This window comes from Nocardia brasiliensis, from assembly GCF_011801125.1.
In the GTDB taxonomy this organism is placed as follows: domain Bacteria; phylum Actinomycetota; class Actinomycetes; order Mycobacteriales; family Mycobacteriaceae; genus Nocardia; species Nocardia brasiliensis_C.
Genome location: NZ_CP046171.1, coordinates 1830096 through 1852511, shown reverse-complemented (window position 1 = coordinate 1852511; position 22416 = coordinate 1830096). Strand labels below are relative to the sequence as shown.

At 68.5% G+C, this 22416-nt stretch carries 1 protein-coding gene; it reads right to left on the bottom strand.

Going from position 1 to position 22416, the window contains the following annotated elements; genetic code table 11:
- Positions 1-36: 36 nt before the first annotated feature.
- Complete coding sequence (locus tag F5X71_RS08285; protein WP_167461414.1) at positions 37-22413, bottom strand: C2 family cysteine protease; 22377 nt, start codon at positions 22411-22413, stop codon at positions 37-39.
- Positions 22414-22416: the final 3 nt, after the last annotated feature.

The window sequence follows — 22416 nt, the reverse complement described above, 5'->3', positions numbered from 1 at the left end:
CCCCTGCACACGCCGGGGGCGGTCGGCCGACGTAGCTCACCCGCCGAAGGCGCTGCGGTCGAAGAAGTCCACGCCACTCGGCGCGTCACCGGAACGTTGCTGCTCGGACGAACCCGACGGACCGCTCGGCGACACCGTGCTCTCCTCCCCTCGCTCGCCAGGTCCCCGGCCAGTAGACGGCGCAGGCCGCGCCTCGTCGAATCCTGCTTCGGAGGCGGATCGCGTCGGGCTCGCTGACTCGCTGTCCTCTAGGTAATAGGGGGCGGGGGTGGTGGTTTGCAGCGACAGCAGCCGATGCGCCGCAAGGACGATGTAGGGCCATCCCACGTGCCCGGCGGGCAGCGCAGGCCAGTCGCCGAGCAGGCGCACGCGCACCCAGCGTGGTTCGTCCGCGTACACCATGCGGACGTCGACAGCGTCCTGTTCGGGGACCGCGCGTACCGAGGCCGTGATGATATCGGGATAAAGCGAGACCAGCCTGCGCAATTGCTCGATCGCACGCTGCGGCGCCGGGACCGGCATCGGCCGCATGCCCGCGACATCGACCTCACGCGGACCACCCGGTTGCCACAGCGGCGCGTCGAGCCGGTGCGGAAAGCGCAGGCCGAGCGCGGTGGCGGTGTCCCGATCCAGCGAAACCGTCGTGCCGTCCGCGCGACGCAACACCATCTCATCCACCGCCGATCCCGGTGCGATCTCGACCAATTCGCCGTCGTACACCGTGACATCCGCGGGCAGCGTCATGTTGCGCCGTAGTTCCAAGGTTCCTGGTACCTGCTGGAAACCGTGCCGGGCGAGCTCGACCACATCGACCCAGCCTTGGCTGTCGTCGCCCACCACCCAGCGCCACCCGCGCCCGGCGTCGGGCACCGGCCGTGACTCGTCGCCGTGTGCCGTGTGGTCGACGGTCAACGACCCGTCCGCGAACGGATCGATCTCCTCCGCATCGCAGGTCGTCAGCCGCACGGCGGCCATCGCCACCCGAACACCGTTGGGCGCCTGGATGATCGGCGAGTCGGAGGCCACCTCGGCCGCGGTGAGCCGCAGCGGCCCGGGAGGAACCGGCCCGTGCAGGTAGAGCTGCGGACCCCGCAGAGTCAGCCGATCTCGGTGCGCCACGGCGTGCGCGGGCGGCAGCGACAGATCCACGTCGGTGAGATCCGGGTGGTCGGGCAACAGATCGTTCAGCGCGGCCTCTGTCATGGTGTGCCAGGCCGCTTCCTCGGTCGCCATTACGACGAGCAACGGCCAGGTGGGACGATCCGCCGGCCAGTCACGACCACGGCTGTCGAACCGGGCGACCCGCACCCACCGAGCTCGCCCGTCTGCCAGCAGGCGAACGTCGACACTTCCGCTGTCCTGCACGCGGAACATGTCCCGAAGGAATTCCGGGTGCTGGTGGGCCAGCAAGCGCAACTGGCCGAAGACCGGCCCGCGCAAGCCGTCGAGATCGGCGGCTCGCGGTCCACCATCCACCCAGAACGGTCCGCGCAGCGGCAGCGGGCGAAACAACCCGAGCGCGGCAGCGGCGGACTCGTCGACCCAGATCGACCGCCCCCGAAGATGCAAGCGCAGCGCACCCGCGTGTTGCTCGGTCGACCCGGTGGACTCGTCTACTACCACGTCTTCACGCTGATAGACCGCGTGTGGTCCGTCGATGCCGGGCAGGTCGTGGGCGTATCGGAAGGTCTCGCCATCCGCGCCGAGCCGGAACCCGGCCGCGCGCAGCGACGCGTCCCAGACCCACCCGGCCCCGTTGGCACCGAACACTCGATACCTGGTTCCGGTGTCGTCGGTGTACCGATTCCACGGATCGTTCGGGGACCGCAGCACACCGAAAGCATTCGGTCTGAGCACCGCCTCACGATCGGTGTACACAGCAGTGAACGGCAGCCGAATGTGACGTTGGGTGGGCCGCAGCGGGTCGCTACGCATCTTGGGCCCGACCTCGGACGCGAGCGGGACAGGCCCGGCTGGCAGGACTCGCGCGCCGGTCGAACTACCCGGCGCACCGTCGTCGGGTTGCGCGATGGTATCCGGGGCGGTCGGCACCGTCGACCGTGTGGGTACCGGGCCGGAACCGCTTGTTGCGGAATCGTTCCGAGGCGTCGGCTGTTCGGCCGGCCGGGACTCGCTCTCGGCAGGATCACTCGCCGGTATGCTGTCGCCGACCACGACCTGGTCTGGGTTCGACTCCGCCGCCGGGCGTGCCGGGCTAGCCGCGGGCGCGTCAGCAGGCACAGACAGATTCCCTGGGGTAGACGCGGCCCCTGGGGTGGGCCCGTCCACCGGCTCCAGCGGCGAGCCGGTCACGGGCGCGACACCGTTGTCGACAAAACTCCGCAATGCGTCCTGAGCCTCAGCGGAGAACAGGTTCTCCTGCGCGTTGTGCTGGGCTGGTACGGCTCCGTTGTCGAGGAAGCTCCGCAGCGCACTGACAGCCTGCGAGGAGAGTAAGTTCTCCTGTGCGCCGTCGCCTCCGGATTGCGAAAGCACCGAGCGCACGGAGACGTTGGCCCGTGCGCCCCGCGAGCTCAGGTCCGGTGTCCCCCAGCGCTCGGGGAGGTCCTGGTGGTCGCCGAGATCGTCCGGGGTCGAGCCCATCGCCAGCGTCTCGATGTGCTGCTCGTCTTGATTCGCCACGGGCAGCGCGGTGAACTGGAGGTCGGCGTCGACCGACGCGTCGCGTAGCAAGCCGTCGATTGTGGCGCTCACGCTCGCGGCGAGCGCGATGGCCGGCCAGATCGGTCGCTCGGGATCGGGCCGCCACGGTAGGTCGGTGAGGCGCCCCACCCGCACCCACCCTGATCCCAAGTTGACATCAATGGTGCCGTCCCGGTTTTCGACCAGGCCACGCATGAGCTGTTCGGGTACCTGCGTCAGCTCCCACAACTGCCGGATCGGCAGCGTATTGGGCAGATGATCGAGATCGGCGGGAACCGGGCCGCGCGGACCCCACAGCGGTCCGATCAACGGGGTCACTGGCAATGTCCCGAGCTGGTGGGCGGTCTCCGCCAAAATATAGAGCTCGTTGCCATCGTGCATCAACCGAACCCACGTCGTCCCGTCGTCGTCGACCACCCGGTTCTCGTCGATGACAACCCGCTCCGATTCGTGGACAACGATGCTGTGCTGCTGTCCGGCGGCCGTGCGTCCGCCGATCTGCACGCCGCGGAAGAGCCGACCGGTGCCGGGCTGCCAGCGATAGCCGACGTCGGTCAGCTCGGCGGTGCGCAACCAGCCGGTTCGTCCGGCACCACTGGCCCAGAGCCAGTCGACCCCGTTGTGCCGTCGACGCGCGGCCGGGTGATCGGGGTGCAGCAGATACCCGCCCAGATGCGGAGGAAGGAGCTCACCGGCGGCGGTGTACAGCCGCGGCGCGTTGAACAAAAGCCGGGCACCGCGGCTGACCTGAGTGCGGTCCACCTCCCGTCCGTGGACAGCGTCGAAGCCGAGCAGCAGGAGATTCGGCGCCAGCCGCAGATTCGCGACATCTATCAGGTAATCCAACGCTTCGTCGTTGTAGCGCGTGGTGTTCGGGTATTCGCCGCCGCGATCGACGAGCATCTGGATGACGCCCGCTCGCACCACGACCTCGGCCGCGGCCGTCGCGGGCGTGCCACGGAGCATGGACGCGTGGGTGACCTGCGACTCAGTGTCCGCCAACCGTTGCGCCGCATAGATATTGGCGTATCGGTCCATGACGAACAGCGCGCGCCGACCCGCGGTATCGAAGACAACGCCGTCACCGGCGCGGTACAACCGCCCGTCCTGGCCGACGACCAGGCGCAGCTGCTCGAGCTGCTCATCCGTGATCAAGGCCGGGTATGCGGCATTCGCCCACACCGGGTCCAGTTCCGTCGCAACAGTCGTACTGCGGGCAGGCACTGGCACTCCGGTATCACCGATCAGGGGGACCTCGTCGTCGGCGACGAAGTTCTCGAGCAGGCCCTCCTCGACCGCCGTTACGGCGCGCAGAAACAGCACGGGCCAAATCGGCCGGTCGTCCGCCCATGCCAGGTCGCTGACCCGATCGACCCGCACCCAACGCGCCGCCTGGTCGACCATGAGGTGCACATCGACGGTGCCGTCGAGGTTCCTCCGCATGCGCGTGACAACGAGCGCGGGGTCCTCCTCGACCAGTGCCCGCAACTGCCGCACCGCGGCCGAGGCGGGCAGGTCGGCAAGGTCTTGTACCGAAGGGCCGTTCGTCGCCCACAGCGGGCCGCCGAGCGACTGCGGCATCGACAGCCCCATCGACTCGAGCGAATCCCTGCGCACGGTCACCGAATCCCCGGCCGCCTCGAGCACAACCAGGTGGGGAAGGTTGATGTCGGAACGGATACGCACCGACGCACCCACCGGCAAGATCCGAGTGGCGTCGAACTCGTCGACCGCCGCGGTAGTGAGTGTCCGTTCGCTGGCCGGGGTGTGCCGCAACACCGGGGCAGAGCGGTCCATCACGTAGGGCGCCAGCGCAATCGGCCCGCCGACTATGCGATGGAATACGTCTCGCTCCTCCAGGTACAGATAATGGTTCTCGGTCAACCACGTCAGGCTCCGCCGCACCTGCACCACGGTTTCGGACGCGTCTTCACCGCGGTGGACTTCGACGAACTGGAGCCAGGTCTCGCCGTTCTCATCGGTCTCGCTCGATCCGGTGGGCCGCAGCGGCACATGGTATTCCGCTTGCACCGGGTCGGCGGGGTCGAGATCGGCCCCGTGCCGCGCCAGCCACTGCTCGACCTGTCCGGCCAGTCGCTCATACCGCTGCGCCGTGGGGATCTGCGGGTACTCCTCGCTGCCCATGTCGGCGTATTCCAGGTCGTAGATAGCCAGGAATTCCCGGGCCTCGTTGTCGTGTTCCCGTGCGGCGGTGTACGCCTCGAGCACCATGGCGGGCCAGCTCGGGTGGCCGTCCCAGGAGGAATCCGCTGCGGGGCCGGGCAGCGTGGTCGCACGGTCCAGTCGGACCCACTGCGGCCGACCCTCGACCATGAGATGGACATCGACCACCCCCGGCTCGTCGAAACGGATCATGCTCCGGATCCGTTCCGGACTCTGTGTCACCAACTGCCGCAGCTGCGCGACTTCCGGGGTATCCGGCAGATGCTCCAGGTCGGCGAGCTGTGGACCGACCTCGTCCGGCCAGGCGGGACCGGTCAGCTCCCACCATCGGGGCAGACCGAGCTGTTCGACTCCCTCGCCGTGGACCCACACCTGGGTGTCGTCGACGAGCCGTTGCAGCAGAACAGAATTCCGCCCGTCCTCCTCGATTCTGGTAGCAGCCCGCTCGACCCGTTCGTACCCATATAGCCGGACCGGACCGTCCGGTCCGGTCACCGTGATCATTTGGGCCAGCCGCGCCCACCGACGTCGATATGCGAACCCCGCGTTGACCAGATCCTGCTGGGCCACCCAGCCGGGGCCGTTCGCGCCGGTCACCCACAGGTAGTCGACACCGTCGATCGTGCGCTGGGCGGCCGGGGTGTCGATATAGTTCAGCAGTCCGCCCGCGATCGGCACCATCGCCAGGCCTCGGTCGGTGCGCAGGCCCGGGTCGGGCAGCCGAACCTGCTCGCCCCGTGGGGTTCGGACCGGCGCTTCGTTGGTCACCGTGCCCACCGGGACCAACGAGATGGGCCCGTCGTACGGCACCGGCGCGGCCTCGAAGTCGTCACGAACCGAGTCCACCGGCAGCACCTCCTCGTCTTCCCACCAACGGCCCAGGGCGGGGGCAAGTATCCGGGCGTCGCGGTGCATTCTCAGCCGGTACGGCTCAGCCGTGAGCAAGGCCAGTGCCTCTTGGTTGAGGTCGTCGGGAATCTGGTACTCCCCGCTCCGATAGGCGAAGACCATGGGAATACCCTGGCGCACTTCGACTTCGAGCGCAGCGGTCGCAGCCGCACCGTGCAGCAGCGAGGCATGAGTGAGCCGGGTCTGTGGCTGTTGCGCGTCGGCGATGGCATAGATGTTGCCGAAGACGTCGAGCACCAGCAACGCGCGCCGGTTCGCCGGATGCTGGTGCCACTGGGCAGCACCGAAGATGTCCGGATCGGCCGCACCCATCCGCGCACCCCAGGTGGTGTCGAACAGCGAGCCGTCCACCGCGCGGTACAACCGTCCGTTGCTCCCGACGACGAGCCGGTACTCGGCCCGGGTCTGCTCGCTTACCCGACGAAACACCAGACCCTCTGGCAGCGGGACCGAGGCCAGGGTGACCGGGGTGGTGGACGGCGGTGGGACCAGCTCCTCGGTGTCGGCCAAGAACTGTTGCCTCGCGGCGTGGTCCGCACCGTGCCCCACGACCGCAGGCGCGAGTACCGGGCCGGTCGGGTCCGACGCGACCGAGTCACCCGGTGCCGAAACCGATTCCGACGATGAGGTCGGCGCTACCGCCGACGAGGGCACCGAGCCATCCGGAACAGACACCGCGGCTTGCTCATCCACTACGGAGTGCACCGGATCAGCGGGCAGCCCGGCCAACTCGTCGGGCGGCACAGACTGTTCGTCGGCTACTGGCACCGGCGCGTCCGGAGACGGCACCATGACCTGTTGTTCGAGCGAGGTTTCGAGCGCAGGAGTGGGTTCGCGCACTGCGGGAGCACTCGGATTATCCACTCGCACAGCGTCATTCCGGTCAACGTGCGCCAGGGGAACCCTGGCCCGCCTGCGGTGCCGCCGCCACCAACCAGTGGCCGGGGCGGAAGCTGTCGGGCCCGCCGCGCCGCGACGCCGGCGCAGCACCTGACCCAGCGCGCCGACGAATCCACCGACCACATCCCGGGTTCGGCGCGCTGACCCGGCACGCACCCGCGGCAGAGTCGGCCGCTGTTGGGTCGAGGCGGCGCGGGCGGAGCGGGCACGGCGGGCGGACAGGACCTGCCCTCCCCCGCGATACGGCAGCGCGGTCCCCACCGCGTCGTTGTCGGCCACGGCGGCAGGTGGCAGCAGCACATCGGCGGTGAGAATGGTCCGACCGGTCGCGGCCACCCTGACGTCGTTGATCCGGTAGCTGGTACCGCGGGGCAGCACCAGTTCCTGCTGATCCCCGCCCGGCGCGGCGCTCAGCGCGCCGATGTACATGCCGTGCGCGCCCGGCCACACCACCAGTTCCAGGCAATAGTCGCTGTCTGAGGCCACGATCGTTTCCGCCCCGACGGAGGTCGACAGATAACCGCGCTCGGTCTGAATGGTTCCGATGAGCTGCCGGGGATCACCGTCGCCCAGCGGTTGGCCGTCCGCGTCGAGCATGAAACCGATGGTCTCCACGACGCGAATCACCTGAATCGGTTCGAACAGCCGCAACGATCGCACGGTGGCCTGATCGAGCAGGCGCGCCTGCCGCAGCACAGGCGCCGGTGTCACCTCGTCGACGCCGTAGTAATCCAGCAGCGAGTCGTACAGCTCCTCTTTCTCCTGGAGGTCCGCCAGTCGCGTGTCGCGCCGCGCATCGTTCAGGACTTCCTCGATCAGGCGCAGGCGTGCACTGGTCTCGACCGTGGCCCCATCCTCGATCAGGAGTGTCCGGTCCTCTTCGAGTTCCTCCACTGTCGGAAGTGCGTAGTGGTCTTCGCCTTTCAGTTCCTCGATAGCGCGGACGGCCTGCCGCAATCGCTCTACGTATGCACCGATTTCGGCCTCGACCGAGTCGACACCGGCGATGCTGCGCAGAATCAGATTCACCCACGTGTTTCGTTCATAGGCGTGCACCGCCTGACGCACAGCGAACCACTCGGTGCCCTGGAAGTCCCGCATGCCGGCCAGATAGCGAGTGGCGTATCGCGCTCCGTCCGAGTTGGTCTCGAATCGGCGAACACCGTTGGAACCGATCTGCCCAGGGTCGGGCTCGGCGGGCACCACGCCGTCGGCACCGACCGCGACGTGGTAGTGCCCGGCCCCGTCGCCGGTCGCCCGCAGCACCGTGTGCACCGGCCCATCCGCACCGTAGCGAAGATGTTCGATCAGGTGCCCCGGACGTGCGATGTCGACGTTCAACTCGAGTGTTCGCACCACGTACGGCAGGAAGAACTCGGCTGCCGCGTCCTGATATGCCCCGTCCTGCAGCAATACGGCGAGCTGCTCCTGGAATGCCTTGCGCCGCTCCGCTTCCGGCGCATCGTCCAGGAACCCGTCGAAGAATCCGTTCCAGGCGCCCGCCGCCCGCTGATGCAGCGCCACCACCACCTCGGCGCGCAGATCTTCGTGCGCGGTCTCGCCCGGCATACGCAGCATCGCCGCCATCGCGTGGAACAAGCAGTTGCCGCCGCCGGGCATGGATTTCCACACCAGGCCGGCAGGCGCGGCGACGCCCTCGACCACCCTGTTCAGTTCCGTGGCCACCGTGGTCTCGTCCGCTCCGCCGCGCAGCGAGTCACCGACCTCGGCCACCGTCTCGACCGCGTCAGGAACGGCGGCATGGTTGACGGCTGCGTGGTAGCGGAACTCCGCGACATGCAGAGCGGCGGTGGCTCGGCCCTGGGTAGCGACCCTGTCGAATTTCGCGAGATGTTCGACATCGACGGCGATAACGCCCCGCCCAATGTTCGGGCGATACTCGATACCAGGCCCGGGCACCGCGGCGGGATACATGTTCCACGGATTGTCCATGACCACCCGCACCGGGTTGCCACGCGCATCGTGTTCCACACCGATCACCGAGTACGCGTGCGTGCCCACCAGTCCGGGAACCAAACTCGTATTTTCCTTGCCTGGACCGAACAGGGGCGTGCCGAGTAGGACCTGGTCACCACGGGACAGCGCGTAGTCGATGCGGGCGGCGAATTCGCGGGCCAGGATCGGATATCGAGCGGCGGACCGTAGGTGCGTCTCGGTGGCGTAGATATCGTCCATGTACCGATTGATCCGCGCACGTTCGACAGCCCATTTACTGACACCATCCCGATCGAATGTCTCGCGCATGAGCCGATCCATGCCCAGCGGGGTCTGGAATTCATGGTCGGATTCGAACTGCCGCAACACGCTCAGGTAGGCAGCGTCCGTTGGCGCGTACTGTCGCCCCAAAGCATCCAGGGTGGTCTCCAGGAGCCGCTGCCGCTGTGCCATGGCCGAGACCAACGCCGTCGCGAACTCCCGTTTCGGGTCGACGTCGCGTCCGGCGCCATCGCGAGGACCGAACTGTTCGTGCAGGGCGTCCGGACCGAAACCGCTGGGATGCAAGAAGAAGAAACTGCTCCCAGTGGTGATGGGCGGCAGCACCCGGCCCGCACTCCCGGTCTCCTGGAAGCCCTGCCGCAGCGCACTGGCCGCATAGGCGATCTCGCCCCCCTTGCTGATTCCCAAGTAACCGAGGTGCCCACCGAATTCCGCCGCGTACGCCTTCTCGATCAACGCGGGCCAGATCGGATACCCTGCCCGATGCCCGGCATAGTGTCCATGCCGGGTGTACCGATTGATGTAGATCTTCTTATCCACGTGGACCCACGTCGGCCCGTCCGCGCGGAACAGTCGCACACCGACGGTGCCGTCCTCGTACTCGTGGATCATCTCCTTGATCGCCCACGGCGCGTGGGTGGCCATGTTCTTCAAGACCGACAACAGATAGCAGTCGCCGATCGTGCCCTGCTCCACGTCGTTCGGCGACGGCATATCGTTGTCGAACAAGGGACTCGCGTTGCGGTTGGCCGGGACAACCAGGGTCAGCACGTCCTCCAACGCCACCGGCACCCGATACCATCGGCCGTCCGTCCGGTTCGGATCCTGCACGACGAGCCCGCCGTCGGCGGTGAACAGAGCAAGCCACGTCGCGCCGTCCTCAATGGCCACCGGAGCGCGGTCACCGACGGCCGCGAAGCGCAACCCCGGATTCGCGCCGGACCACCGCAACTCGGCCATGTCGCCGGGCGGATCGATGCGCACCTCGAGGTCGGGCCACGCAGTGGGATCGATCATCGCACGACCGGTCCCAGTCGTGGTGGAGACCCAGATCTCCCCGGTCTTGATGTCGCGCAGGAACCAATCTTTGTCTATTGCGCCCGAACGGAATTCATACAGTTCGCCGTCGGAAAGAGTCACCTTCAACGTACCGTTGGTGACGACCCGCGCCGGGAACGGCACCGCGCGCACCGCGCCCGCCTCGGCGAGCGATGGCGCTTGCCGAGCCGACGATGCCGACCATGCCGGTGCGGTCGGCGCCTGCCGCGGTTCGAGCCAATCCTGCGGTAGGGCGAGCATGCTGTCCAGTCCGCTGTAGGCACCGGTCGCGGCGTGATAGTGCCCGCCCGCGTAGTCGACGCGAACGAGCACGCAGTCGGCGTCGGCCAGATCGTCCACCGGCGGCGCGAAGCGCTCGTCCACGACGACGATCGGCCGTGGGAGCGACTGCGATTCCTGGATCGCCTTGATCAGTAGATCCGCCAGGTCGTTGTTGAACGCGCCATCGACGCCCAGCTCGGCCAGTTCACGTTCGAAACGCGCGGCACGCTCCCGCTCCTGCTCGACGCCGGCGGGGTGGTACAGGTCCAGGAACCGCTGCCGGTTCGCCCGAATGTGGTCCAGGGCTTCGGCGCGCACACTCGCAGGGTCCTTGTGGCTGTTCACCGCCGTCACGAATGCCGTGAACAGGCAGTTGCCGTCCGGGGCTACCCGACGCAGTTCGAGACCGGCGGCGCACAGGGCACGCAGCTGCTCGATGGTGGGATCGAATCGGCGGCCCTCGAGCTCGGCCAGGCCGACTCGGACATCCTCGGACGCGAGCACGAAGCGGTCGAGCACCCGTGCCGCGAGACGATCGGTCCGGTGCTCCGAGCGCGCCAGCTGCTCGCGCACCGCCACAAGCCCCGCCGCGGTACCGTCGCATTGGGCGGCGGCCATTTCCTGGGCAAACCGATGATCCAGCAGGATCCGCGCCGACGCACGAATTTGATTGTGCGCGATCGGTTTCCGATCACCGAACCGGTCGGTCGCGGGTTCGGTCGCTGTGACGCTGCGATCGAGCAGGGGTTGACGCAACGGGGCGCCGTCCGTGTCCACCGCGACGTGATAGTGCCCATCGCCCGCGCCCGTCGCCCGCAGCAGCGTGAAGACGGGACGCCCACCGCCGTGCCGCAGCGCGGTGGTCACGCCGGGGACACCGTCGACCGCCGGACGCACGATGTCCACATTCAGTCCGAGCTCACGCACCAGGAACGGCAGCAGGAACTCGGCGGCCGGTTCACGGAACATCTTGTCCCGCAGCAAATTCGACAGCTGCTGCACAAAACTCGCCTGCCGCACGGCCTCGGGCTCCCCCGGCCGGAAGGCGCCGAAGAGTTCGGCCCACTGCCGATCGGCTTTGACGCTCAACCCTTCGACCACCGCGGCACGCAAATCATCGTGCGCGCCTTCATCATTCATCCCGAGCAAGGTCGCCAGCGCATGGAACAAACAGTTCCCATCACCCGGCATGGACTTCCACACCCCACCTCGTGGCGCACGCACCCCTTCGACCAAGGCACTCGAGGACGCGACAACCGTAGCCGCCTCCGCGCCGCCCCGCATCGACGCCCAAACACCCGGTGTCTGCGCAGCGGAAGCCGCATGCACACCGGTGAACCCCACAACGGTCGCGCTGTCTTGGGACGCCGCGGGCGCGGTACCGGCGGCCACGTCCGCCGGTAGTCCCTGTTCCAGCAGCAGCGGTCCCTGCTGCCGTTCGAAGACCAGATACCCCGGATCTGCCGGTGGGTGGCTTGTCCGCGCCGCATCCACGCGATCGTTGCCATGCACCGCGACATGCGCCTCCAGCAGCAGAAGCGGCCAGATCGGCGCATGGTCCGGCTGACTGACGCGCAGCGCGGTGGACCGGCCCACGCGCACCCACCGCGGCGCACCGGCCACGGTCAGCAGCACATCAAGGCCGAGCACTGCGGCGTTATCGATCACCAGCCCGGAATCGCTGTCCCGAACGATGTTTCCCACACCGTCGCCGACTGGGTTGCCAACGTAGTCCGTCACCACGTCGCCGGTAGCGTCGTGCACCACGTTTCCAGCGGAGTCGACTCGATTCCCGCGCGCGTAGATGATGTCGCCGCGAACCGCGACCGCGTGGTCGCCGACCGCTACCACGAAGCGCACCATATTCGCGATGCTCCCCGCTGTGGCGACCCGCGCGCGCAGTTCCCGGGTCACGGACCAATCCGGCAGGTGCGCAAGGTCTGCCTCCGTCGGACCGCCCGCGGCGAAGATCGGTCCGGCGAGACGACGTGGCCGCGGGCCGATCGCGGCAGGCTCCAGGGATGGCTCGTTGCTCCACTCGCCGAGCGGCGCGAACGAGATCGGCGACTCGACACTCGGCGGGACCCACATCCGCGCGGCCCTGCGGGTCTGCCGTTCACTGGAGCCGAATGCCGAGAACACGGCGAACTGATTGAAATGTCGTGCGGGGACCGTTGTTTGCCGATTGGACTCGTCGAGGAGCAGCACCTCGGTCACCGTGGCGGTCGACTCGTCGTACACCACGTCCGAAACCAGGTAGCGGTAGTCACCGAGCAGGGTGGTGTCGGCGGGACTCGTGACCCAGCGCGGCCTTGTGGCGACGACCAATGTCGAACTGCGCTCGAACAGGCGGCGGATCTTGCCGCCCGCCATCCGGGTCAGCGGTGTATCGCCCTGTGGTGCATCCGATTCCCAGTCGGACATGCTGTCCAACAGCAGACGCAGAGCGGGACGTTCGAAGTCCCCAGGGGGCAACTGCTGCCGCAGGAACTCGCGGAAGCCGGCCTCAGTGCGCACATCGTTGTGCCGCATCCAATTCGTGAATTGCGTGGCGCTCTCGGCGTGCAGCAAAGCGTCGAATACCGCAGGCCAACCGCGCCACACCGCCGGGCCGCACTCGCGCAAGTGCTCCCGCAGCTCCCGCAGCGGTCCGGCGTACGGCCAGCCCTCCGTACCGAGGGTTCGCATGAGTGCACGCGCGAACGCGGCATCGTCGTACATACGCGCGGTTTGTAGGAACGACCACAGCGGGTCGGTGTCGATGCCTTCGGCACGGAACCACGAGAGCCGGGCGCGCGCATCCTCCCAGATCTCGAGGTTGCCGGCAACCATGCGTCTCGCACGCCACGAATCCTTGTGTGACAATATTTTTCGCGCGACGCGCGCATCCCCGAGCACCCGCGTCAGCGTGCGCTCGTCCATCCGCATCGGGTGCGCGATCTCCCGGGATTCGACGCCGCTACCCGCACGCCAGCGCCCCGCAGGCGCCCATTCTCCGGCCGGACGCAACGCGGTGGTCGCGCTGGGCAGGCGCGCCCCGACCATCGCGTCATCGAGGACGGTCGCACCACCGCGCAGCACCGCCCCGAACTCCGCGCCCTCGCCGGCGTCGCCGAGCGCCGGGCCGCGCAGCAGCGTCCAGGCCTTCTCGAGCACCGCGGGCCACAGCGGCTGCCCTGGAACGTGCGCCCCGTAGGCAATTCTGCCGTCGTAGGCATAGAACCTGCGGTCGACCGCGACGCGCTGCGCCGTTCCGTCGGGGGCGGTGAAACGGACCTCGAAGACCCCGTCTGGGCGCTCGCGCACCATCCGCCGCACCCAGCCGGGCCGTTCCCGCACCAGGTCAATCAGCTCGGCATGCAAATACTGTGCGCCGCTGTGTATTTCGGTGTTGTCCCACACCACGTCCGTTTCCCGGGGAATACCGTCGGGGGCGAACAGCGGTCCGCCGAGCCAGACAAGGGTGGGTACCACTGTGCCGAACATCCGCTCCGGCACCGCATGCCAGGCCGTCGCGTCGTCGGTGGCGGCGGGGTCGCGAACCAGGACCTGGTCCGGCCGATCCGGACTCCGATACATCGGCACGGTGGTACCGGCGGCGAGCCGTACCTGTCTGCCTCGGGTCAGCGGCTCGGTCGAGGTGAACACGACCGGATCGGTGAGGTGGAGTTCGGCTCGCGGCAGCGACAACTCGGCGTTCCACAGCGGATCCATGCCTCGGCCAGTACGTTCGACGGTCGTGCCCCAGCGGCGATCGACGACCTCCACTGACTCCGGCCGCCGCAGCAGACCGCGACGTTCCATGCCATGGCGCATGACCCCGAAGGTGGTGAGCGCGTCGGCGAACCGTTGCCTGCCGCTGACCAGTGGCGACGACACCCACCGGCGCGCCCGCGTGCCGCGGTCCGACCCAGACACTCCCCCGTGTCCCAGCCAGACCACGACCGCCGATCGGCCGCGCGCATCCTGGTGCTCGAGCGCCGCGTACCGGTCGGCGCCGAGCTCCAGCCCCGGACGCAGGGTCGGCCCCGCCGACTGCTCCGCTCCCGGCACGTGCCACACGACCGATCGCGCAAGGTCGGTGTCCCCGAAACTGAGTATCAGGGAACCGGTTCCACCGAACGCTTGCGGTTCGAACCGTTGCAGAAATACCTGCGGCGTCGCGATACCCGAGCGCTCGGCCACCCACGCGGCCACCTGACCGGCGTCGGTCAGCGTCGAATCGACCGCCCGCACAACGGAGATCAGACGTTGCTCGTTCGCGGTGAGCTGTCCAGCCTGCTCGCGCTCAGTTAGTCTCGAAAGCTCAGCACGCAGGTAGGTGCGGTTGAGGGTGTCGCGCACACCGACCGGGATGCCGTCCAGTTTGCGCAGCCGGTGGTAGCGGGTCACCAACTCGTATTGCTCCGCCGGTGGCAGTGTGTTGAAACGCAGTGCGTTCCACCAACGTCCGCCGTGCTGATCCCACCAGTGGACCGTCTGGTCTGCACGATTGCGCAGGTCGACCACTGAGCCGGACATTGTCAGCTCCGAGGGCAGCTCGGGCGGTGGGACGAACTGCCGCGCTGCCGACGACGCGTGCTGCCTTACCGGGCCGCGCAGACCGAGCACGCTCGCTGAGTGCGTACCGGATGCCGCGACGGCCGACGGGCCACCGGCCGCGGTCGACTGGTCGATACCGGTCGGCTGGTGGGCCGTGCCGTCGATTGCCGAACCAAGAGTGGTGGCCGGGGTCGTGCCGAGCGCGGGCGGAGTCGTGCCGAGCGCGGGCGGAGTCGTACCGGGCGCGGCCGGGGTCGTACCGAGGGCGGCCGGCGTCGTGGCCTCCGTCGCTCGCTCGACCACGGCCTCCGTGCCATCGTTGCTGGAAGGCCGGTCGGGTTGTTCGTCCGCCCGTTGCGCGATCGGGCCGTCGTTCGTTTCGGCATCGGATTTCCACGCGTCGAGTTGCCCCGGCAGGGCCGCCACCGACGCACGCCAGTGCGCACCCAGGTAGGCCAGGAATTCCGCTCGGCCACCGGTTTCCGGACGCTGCGCCAGTGCCTCCCGCACGGCGTCGGCGGTGCGCTCGCCCAGCAGCACGGTCAGCTCCGTGTGCTCGAGCGCGGCAAGGAGATCGGGGGTCAGGCCCTGTTCGTCCAGCACCGCACCGACTCGGTCCGTTGCCGTGGCCACCTCGCGAATCAGGAACTCCGCGAACGCTTTCCGGGTCGCGTCGACGGTGCCGCGCACCGAAGTCGCGAAGAACCGATTCGCCCACTCGAGCAACATGGCAAGCAAGCCCGGCTCGCGCACGATCGAGGCAAGCACGCCATGGCTCACTTCCAGCGATGCGACCGACGATTCGGTCGCCTCGGTCGCGATCCGAGCCCGGCCGGTGCCGACACCGGCGAATCCCTTCTCGCCGCCGCGGAATACCGCGAACGCCTTCTCGAACACCGCGGGCCACAACGGTTGTCCGGGTTGCTCGACGCCGTACGGGAGCGCACCGGAGGCATCGGCGTAGAAGGTGTCGTCCACCGTGACCCACACCCAACGGCCCTGCGCCGCGTCGAAGAACCGGACACTGAACAACCGCTTGCCGTCGGCGTCGGTGCGCACGCGGATCATGTCCTTGATCAGCCCGGGCACCCGAGTCGCCAACGCGCGCAGATCCGACAGCAGATAGCTGGTGGCGGCGACGCCGTTGCGAAGGTCCTCGATGGCGGGCAACCCGTCCACGCCGCCGAACAGCGCCCCGGCGCTGGGGCGGACATCGATGCCGAGCCGCTCCGGCACCACCGAAAGCCAGCCGATGCCGCCCCCCGGATCCACCTGCATCATGCCCTCGTGCCCCGGATCCGGTCGGACCCGCGCCGTCGTGGGCAGCAGCTGCAACACGTCGCCGTCATTGTCGGTGACGAACACTCCCGTCGTGACCGGCACCACTTGCTCGGCACCATCCGGCCCGGTGACCCGGCGGAACACCGACGCGGACAGTTCCGCCGAGATCACGACCGAGGCGCCATCGGGCAGCTGTACCCGGACCCCGTCGCGCTCGTCACTCGGCAGCACCGGCAACGGGTCCATCGTGTCGAGGGTCACCAACCGGCCGGTGCTGTCGTTGAAAAGCACGGTCGCGTGCGGGAATTCGCCCACGGTCACCGGCATCGTCGGCGTCATGTCCGCAGGGGGCGTGCGCATGTCGAGCTCCGGTGCGCGATCCCCTGGCACGTCCGCGGCGGGAGGGTCGTCGCGGGTCGGGCCGGGCCCGTCCTGGTCGATCGTCTCCGGCACCGGTGGCGACGGTGCGATCGCTGGCGCCGGGGCGGGGATCGACGCGCTCTGCTCGGCCTGCGCGAGCGCCCCTTGCATGCTCGCGAGGTTCGTCCGTGCCAGATGTGCGCCATTGTGCCGTTGCAATGTCGACACCAATTCGACCATGTCGGCTTCGGCGGCACGTCGCTCGGTATGTGCGCGATCCCTGGCCACCCGCGTCGCCTCCAGATCCGCACGCGCCTGATCGAGACGACCCGAATCGACGGGACGCTTACTCGCCGCGAGGGTTTCATGCGTTGTCTGCGCCTGCTGGTGCCGGGTCTCGGCCCGCTCGTGGGCCGCCACCGCGTCGGTGTAGCGGGTTACCGTCACGGCGTGCTGGGGCGAGTGCGCGAAGAGTGTGTCATCGGCCGCCATGAAGTAGCGGACGCTGCCCTCCTGGCCGTTACGAGCCGCGCGGTTCTCGGCCTGGATGTCGATGTCGTGCAAGCTCGATCTGCCCGACACCAGCACCTTCAGACCGCCCGTTGCGCTCACCGCGTCGCTGACCGCGATGTCGACGCCGCGACCGCCCTGGCGATTGATCACCAGCACCTTGCCCCGTTCACCGGCCTCGGCGAAGATCGCGGTCAACCGATCCTGTGCGTGCACACCGTTGTCGAGGAACCACTGCGCGTCGACCACCGTGTGTTCGACGTTGCGTGCCGTGAGCAACGCCGAGATCGGCGCTGCCTCGCTGTTGCGGTTGACGATCACCAGCTGCGGCTGCGCGTCGGGCCCGTACTCGGCGGCCACGTGGTCGGCGATCTGGCGGTGCTTGCCGGCCTGATCGACCGAGAGCACATCCTCCAGGAACCGCAGTTTCGAGGCACGGTAGCGCGGGATCTCCACGACATCGGGCATGCCGTACCGATCGGACAGCGCACCTGCGACACCCTCGGCCGTGCCCGAGGCACCGGACACCGTGGTGTAGTTCTCATCGGAAAACAATTCGCCCGCGGTGACGCTGCGCGAGCCCGACGAATCCGCGCGGATCTGCAGGCCGTGCTTGGCCTCGACGGCCTGGGCCAGACCACCGTTCCACCGACTCTCGGTGGCGGTCTTGGGATCACGCAGCAATCCGTGGGTGGTCTGATCGATGATGACGATCTTCCCCTCGGACCGGTCGATGATGTAGTGATCGTTCTCGACGAACTCCCAGCGCGCCGTCGCCGCCGAATTGATCCGCCGCACTTCGGCTTCCAGTACTTGCGGATCGGCGGAACCGTCCGGATCCAGCAGCTTGGTGACCGTGGCGAGACCTTCCTCGGTGAGCCGCGCCGGCCCGCCGATCTGCTCGGGGCCGCGGCCGAAATGCTCCGGACGCAACGCACCGGATTCCAGCTGCTGGTCCAGGAATTGTTTGGCCCGAATCACGGCGTCGACGGTGCCTGCCGGAGCGGGCTGGGCAACGCCGTCGGAGATGATCCAGGTGGTCTCGGCGTGCACCAGCGCCTCGTCGATCTCGTCGAGCACGGCCATCCGCCCCGGCACCACCTTGCCGCGCAGATGGCCGAACCCGGCATCGTTCAACGTGCCGATATAGACCGTCGGCTCACCGTCCTCTTGGACGGGGTAGGCATTATCGGGCCCATCGTCCGGGTTCATCCGGCCGATCTTGAATCCGTAGGGGCCCAACACCTTTTGATAGAGCGTGTACGCGTCGTGCGCCAAGGTGTCGCGAGTGGTGAACACCTGCAGCGACTCACCGGAGCCCACGTGCAGGATCGCGTCGGCGAGGAACGCGAGCGTCTTGCCCTCGCCCGCTGCCATGTTGATAGGGCCGTGCCGCATCGCCATGGCCGCCATCACCTGGGTGAAGTACAGCGTCTTCCCGCCGTCACCGTCGGGCTTCGCGGTCTCCCGGCGGATCAGCTCGATGGTGGCCGTCACGGCCCGCTCGTACGCCGCGACCTCGTCCGGATCGGTGGAAGAGTGAAATTTGCCGCCCGCCAAGGCTTCCCGGAGATCATCGCGGGACAGCCCGCTCCAGTCCTGCGGCTGGTACTCCTCGACCAGTCGGTGCGCCACCGCTTCGAAGTCACGGGGCGGCACCGGGTCGGCGAGGCTCACCTCGGCCTCGCCGGGCATACGAACCGAGGTCAGTCGCGGGTCGGCGAGCAGGTCGTCGAGGGAACGCTCGACTGGTTCGTCGGTGTCCACGCGGCGCCAGCCGGTGTCGGGGGCGTCGCCGTCTTCCACTGCGGCGTCAGAACGCCGCCGGATGTAATACGCCGTTGTTTCGTCGCCGAGCACCACCAGATCCGCCTCGGCGGTGGTCGCGGTCCGGAACTGCTCCTTGGTCAGCACGCGCGGATCGGACCCGAGACCGTCGATCCGGTCCCACGCCATGCCGTCGGGTAGCGGTGGCCGGTTCGCCGCGGACTCCGACTCCGGGGGTGTCGTCTCGGCGTCGCGGTCGGCCTGGTCGTCGGCATCGGACGCGGGATCTCGGTCCGCGGCACGAGGAGTCGGTGCGGCGGCGGGCGGCCACTTCTCCCGGTCGGCGGCCGTATACCTGTGCCCGTTGTGGTTGTAGTGCGCGATCTCGTCGTAGTGCGCGCCGAGGGCGCTCTGCACCCGTGCCGGAGCCGGGCGGTAGGCGCCCGCCCAGTCGTAGACCGCGGTCATCTTCCCGTCGACGAATTGGGCCTTGAACGCCGTGTACACGCCCGCGTGGTGGAACGACTCGTGCGGGAGATCGCTGATGTACCAATTACCGTCGTGGTCACCGATCACGGTTCGCATCACCGGAGCACTGCGCCCGGCCCAGCGTTCCAGCAACGGACCGCTACGCGGCAGCTTGGTCATCGGGGTGCCGCTCTCGGGCACCATGTCGCTGTCGGAGTCTCCTCTTGACGCCGCATTCGACTGACGCGAGCCGGAATTCGAGGCGCTGGACGTCGGCGCGGACGAACCGTCCGATTCGTCCTCGGACCCGGACGAGTTGGACCGGTCCGGCCGTTGCGCGGTGTCGGTGGCGTCATCGGACTGACGCACGGGGACATCGGGGTCTCTGACCCAGCGGCCGTCCGGCCCGCATACGTAGCGGTACTCAGCCATCTCCTCAGCGGTCAACCGATAGACACCGCGCGAAAGCGGTTTGTCGTAACCGGGCGTGCTGTCATCGTCGATCTTGCCGCCCGACGGCTTCTTCTGCCCGAACCCGGGCCGCAACTCCAGGTCGTTACCCGCGGGTTCCCGGTAGGGATCGCGACCCTCGTGCGGCGATTTGGCGCCTCTGATCAGCCCGATCGTGTCCTGCATGGGAATCAGGTAGCGCAGGAACGCCTTACCGCCCGGCCAAACCGGTCCGAGCAGGGCAGCGTCGACGCGACGCCACCGCGCATCCGAGCGCCCGGCACCTCCGGTCTCGGGGTGACCGTCCTCGGTTTGTACCCGAGCCGTACCGGCGGGTCCGTGCTCGTCGGCGACCGCACCATCGCTCGCCCTGGCACGGGGCCCGGCACTGCCCGCCGCATCGGTGCTCGCGGCACTCCGCGTCCCGGTGGGCGAGCCATCGTCCCTGCTGCCGCTCTCGACCCCCTCGTCCGAGCGCGGATTGCCTTTGCCGCCAACACCATCGGAGGCGTCGCCGGAGTGTGCCTCCCCCTTGCCGCCAGCGACGGGGGCGGCAACGGCGTCTGAATCGCCCTTGTTACCCACACCTTCAGGTGCATCCGCCCTTGCGGCACCCTTGGCACCGACGGGCGTACCGTCGTCCCCCTCGCCACCGGCACGGCCGGATGGGTTGGCCGGATTCGCATCTCCCCGCCTGCCGACATCCGGCGCGTCCACCGCATCCGAATTCCCCCGCTTACGAGTACCGGCCGACGCCGGGCCCGCTTCGCCGTCCTGGCGGCCCGCGCCACCGGCACGGGAGTCTGCCGTAGCGGAGCTACGGGTCGAATCCCCCGCACGAGGTTTCACGGATGACGGCGTCCGCTCCGTGCCCGCAGGACTGCGATCGCCGCCGTTTTGTTGCGTATCAGCCGTTTTCGGGCGCGCGCCGCTCGGCTGCGGATCCGGCGCTCCGGCTTTCGACTGCACCGAGGCCTGCTCCGGCGCCGACGGGCGATTGGCCGGCGGTGCGGTACTGCCGGACGTCCTCGCGTCCACACCGGTCGGCCCTTGATCGTTGCTCGCGGACGACGCGCGCGCGGGCGTCGGAGCCGAAGCGCCGACCGACGAGGACTGCGGTGTACCGGCCGAACCAGCGCCCGGCGCCCCCGCCCTGGCCGGATTTCCCTGCGATCCACCAGCATTCGTAGCGTTGGCATTGGAACCGCCCGTGCCAGAAGCGTTTGCATTCGAACCGGCCTGGTTGGCACCAGTCGCGCTCGAAGTACCCGTTGCTGATGCGCCGGAACCCGAGCCTGCCGCACCTGCCGTGCTCGAACCACCTGAACCGACCGCACCCGCCGACGCAGCCGCACCCGAAGCGCCCGAGCCCGAACCAACCGCACCCGACGCGCCGGTGCCCGCAGCGCCGGCTCCCGTACCAGGCGTAGTGGCAGCAGAATCACCGGAGCCGACCGTGGACCCCGAGGCACCGGCCCCAGACCTGGTCCCGCTCGCCTCACCGACCGAGTCGCCCGCTTGCCCGTTCCGGCCGGTCGAATTCTGCTGTCCTGAGGCGTCGGACGACCCCGAACTCGGCGAGCCCGAAGACGTCCCACCACCCGAGGCCGACGTGTCGCGACCGGTCGCGCCGCCGCTATTCGCCGCCACGGAGCCGTCGCGCTGCCCCGCACCGGACGAAGACTGGTCATGCGCCTCGGCTCGCCCACCGGAAGTGCTTCCCGGCGAGGATATTTCGTCCCGGCCGCTGGGCGGCGGCTGGTCCGTCGGCGTCGAGCCGTTCGGCGGCCCCTCGATCTTCGAGGTGGGCGGCGGTGCGCTGCCACCGTCGTCGCCGAGCACAGGTCCGCCACCGGGCGACGGGCGCAGAGTCGGCGTCTCGGGCGTGTCGAAGTGCGGCTTGACACCGGAACTGCGCCACCCGCGCGCGCCACCGGCAAATGCGCCCGCGGCACCGGCACCGAGCATGCGGGGGTCCAGTTCGAACGGACCACCGTTGATGATCTGGTTGGCGACACCACCGCCGACCATGCCGCCGACGCCACCGGCACCGCCCTCCACGAATCCGACGAGCAGTTGCTGCCACCGCTTGTCGAACTCGCTCCGGAAGATCTTGCCGCCCGCGAGTTTGAAGAGGTCACCGCCGATCTTGCCGAACAGCGAGCCGAACGCACCACCCAGCGCGCCACCGAGGGCGTACTGACCGAGGGCCTTGCCGTCGAAACCGTCCCGATGCCCCGCCGCCATCTGGCCGAGCTGCAGCAGGATATTGAGGATCATCTGCTGCCCCATGGCCTTGAGCGCGGCCACCACCATGAACAAGACCGTCTGCTTCAGCCAGCGGAAAAGCACCTGATACCAGGCGATCAGCACCACTTCCTGCACCGGAGCGGTGGGCGGGAACAGCCAGGCCACGGCGATTTCCCAGACCAGCTGCACCAGGCCGACGATGATCATGATCTTGTTCTCTTGGATCGCGCAGCCGACCTGGTCGCACGATTTGGCGAGATCGTTCATGGATTTCGCGATGGCCTGCAACGACGCGTCGCCGGATTCGTCGGTGAGATGCTTCAGCGTCTGCACCATCGACGAATTCAGTTCCGCCGCGGAGGGATACGCCGCGAGGACATCGTTGATCGCGTCCTCGATACCGTTTTCCAGCGCCGCCAGGGCGGCCGAGGCCTCCGACCACGCGTCCGAGAGCGCGAACATACCGTTCTCGCTGCCGGTGGGCCATTCGCCACCGGCGACGAAGCTCAGCCAGTGCAGGTTCTCTGGCAGCTTGATATCGGACTGTGCGATGGCGTCGGGAACCGACATCGG

Coding starts and splice junctions, on each gene's coding strand:
- F5X71_RS08285 (WP_167461414.1), bottom strand. CDS start 22,413: ATGTCGGTTCCCGACGCCATCGCACAGTCCGATATCAAGCTGCCAGAG.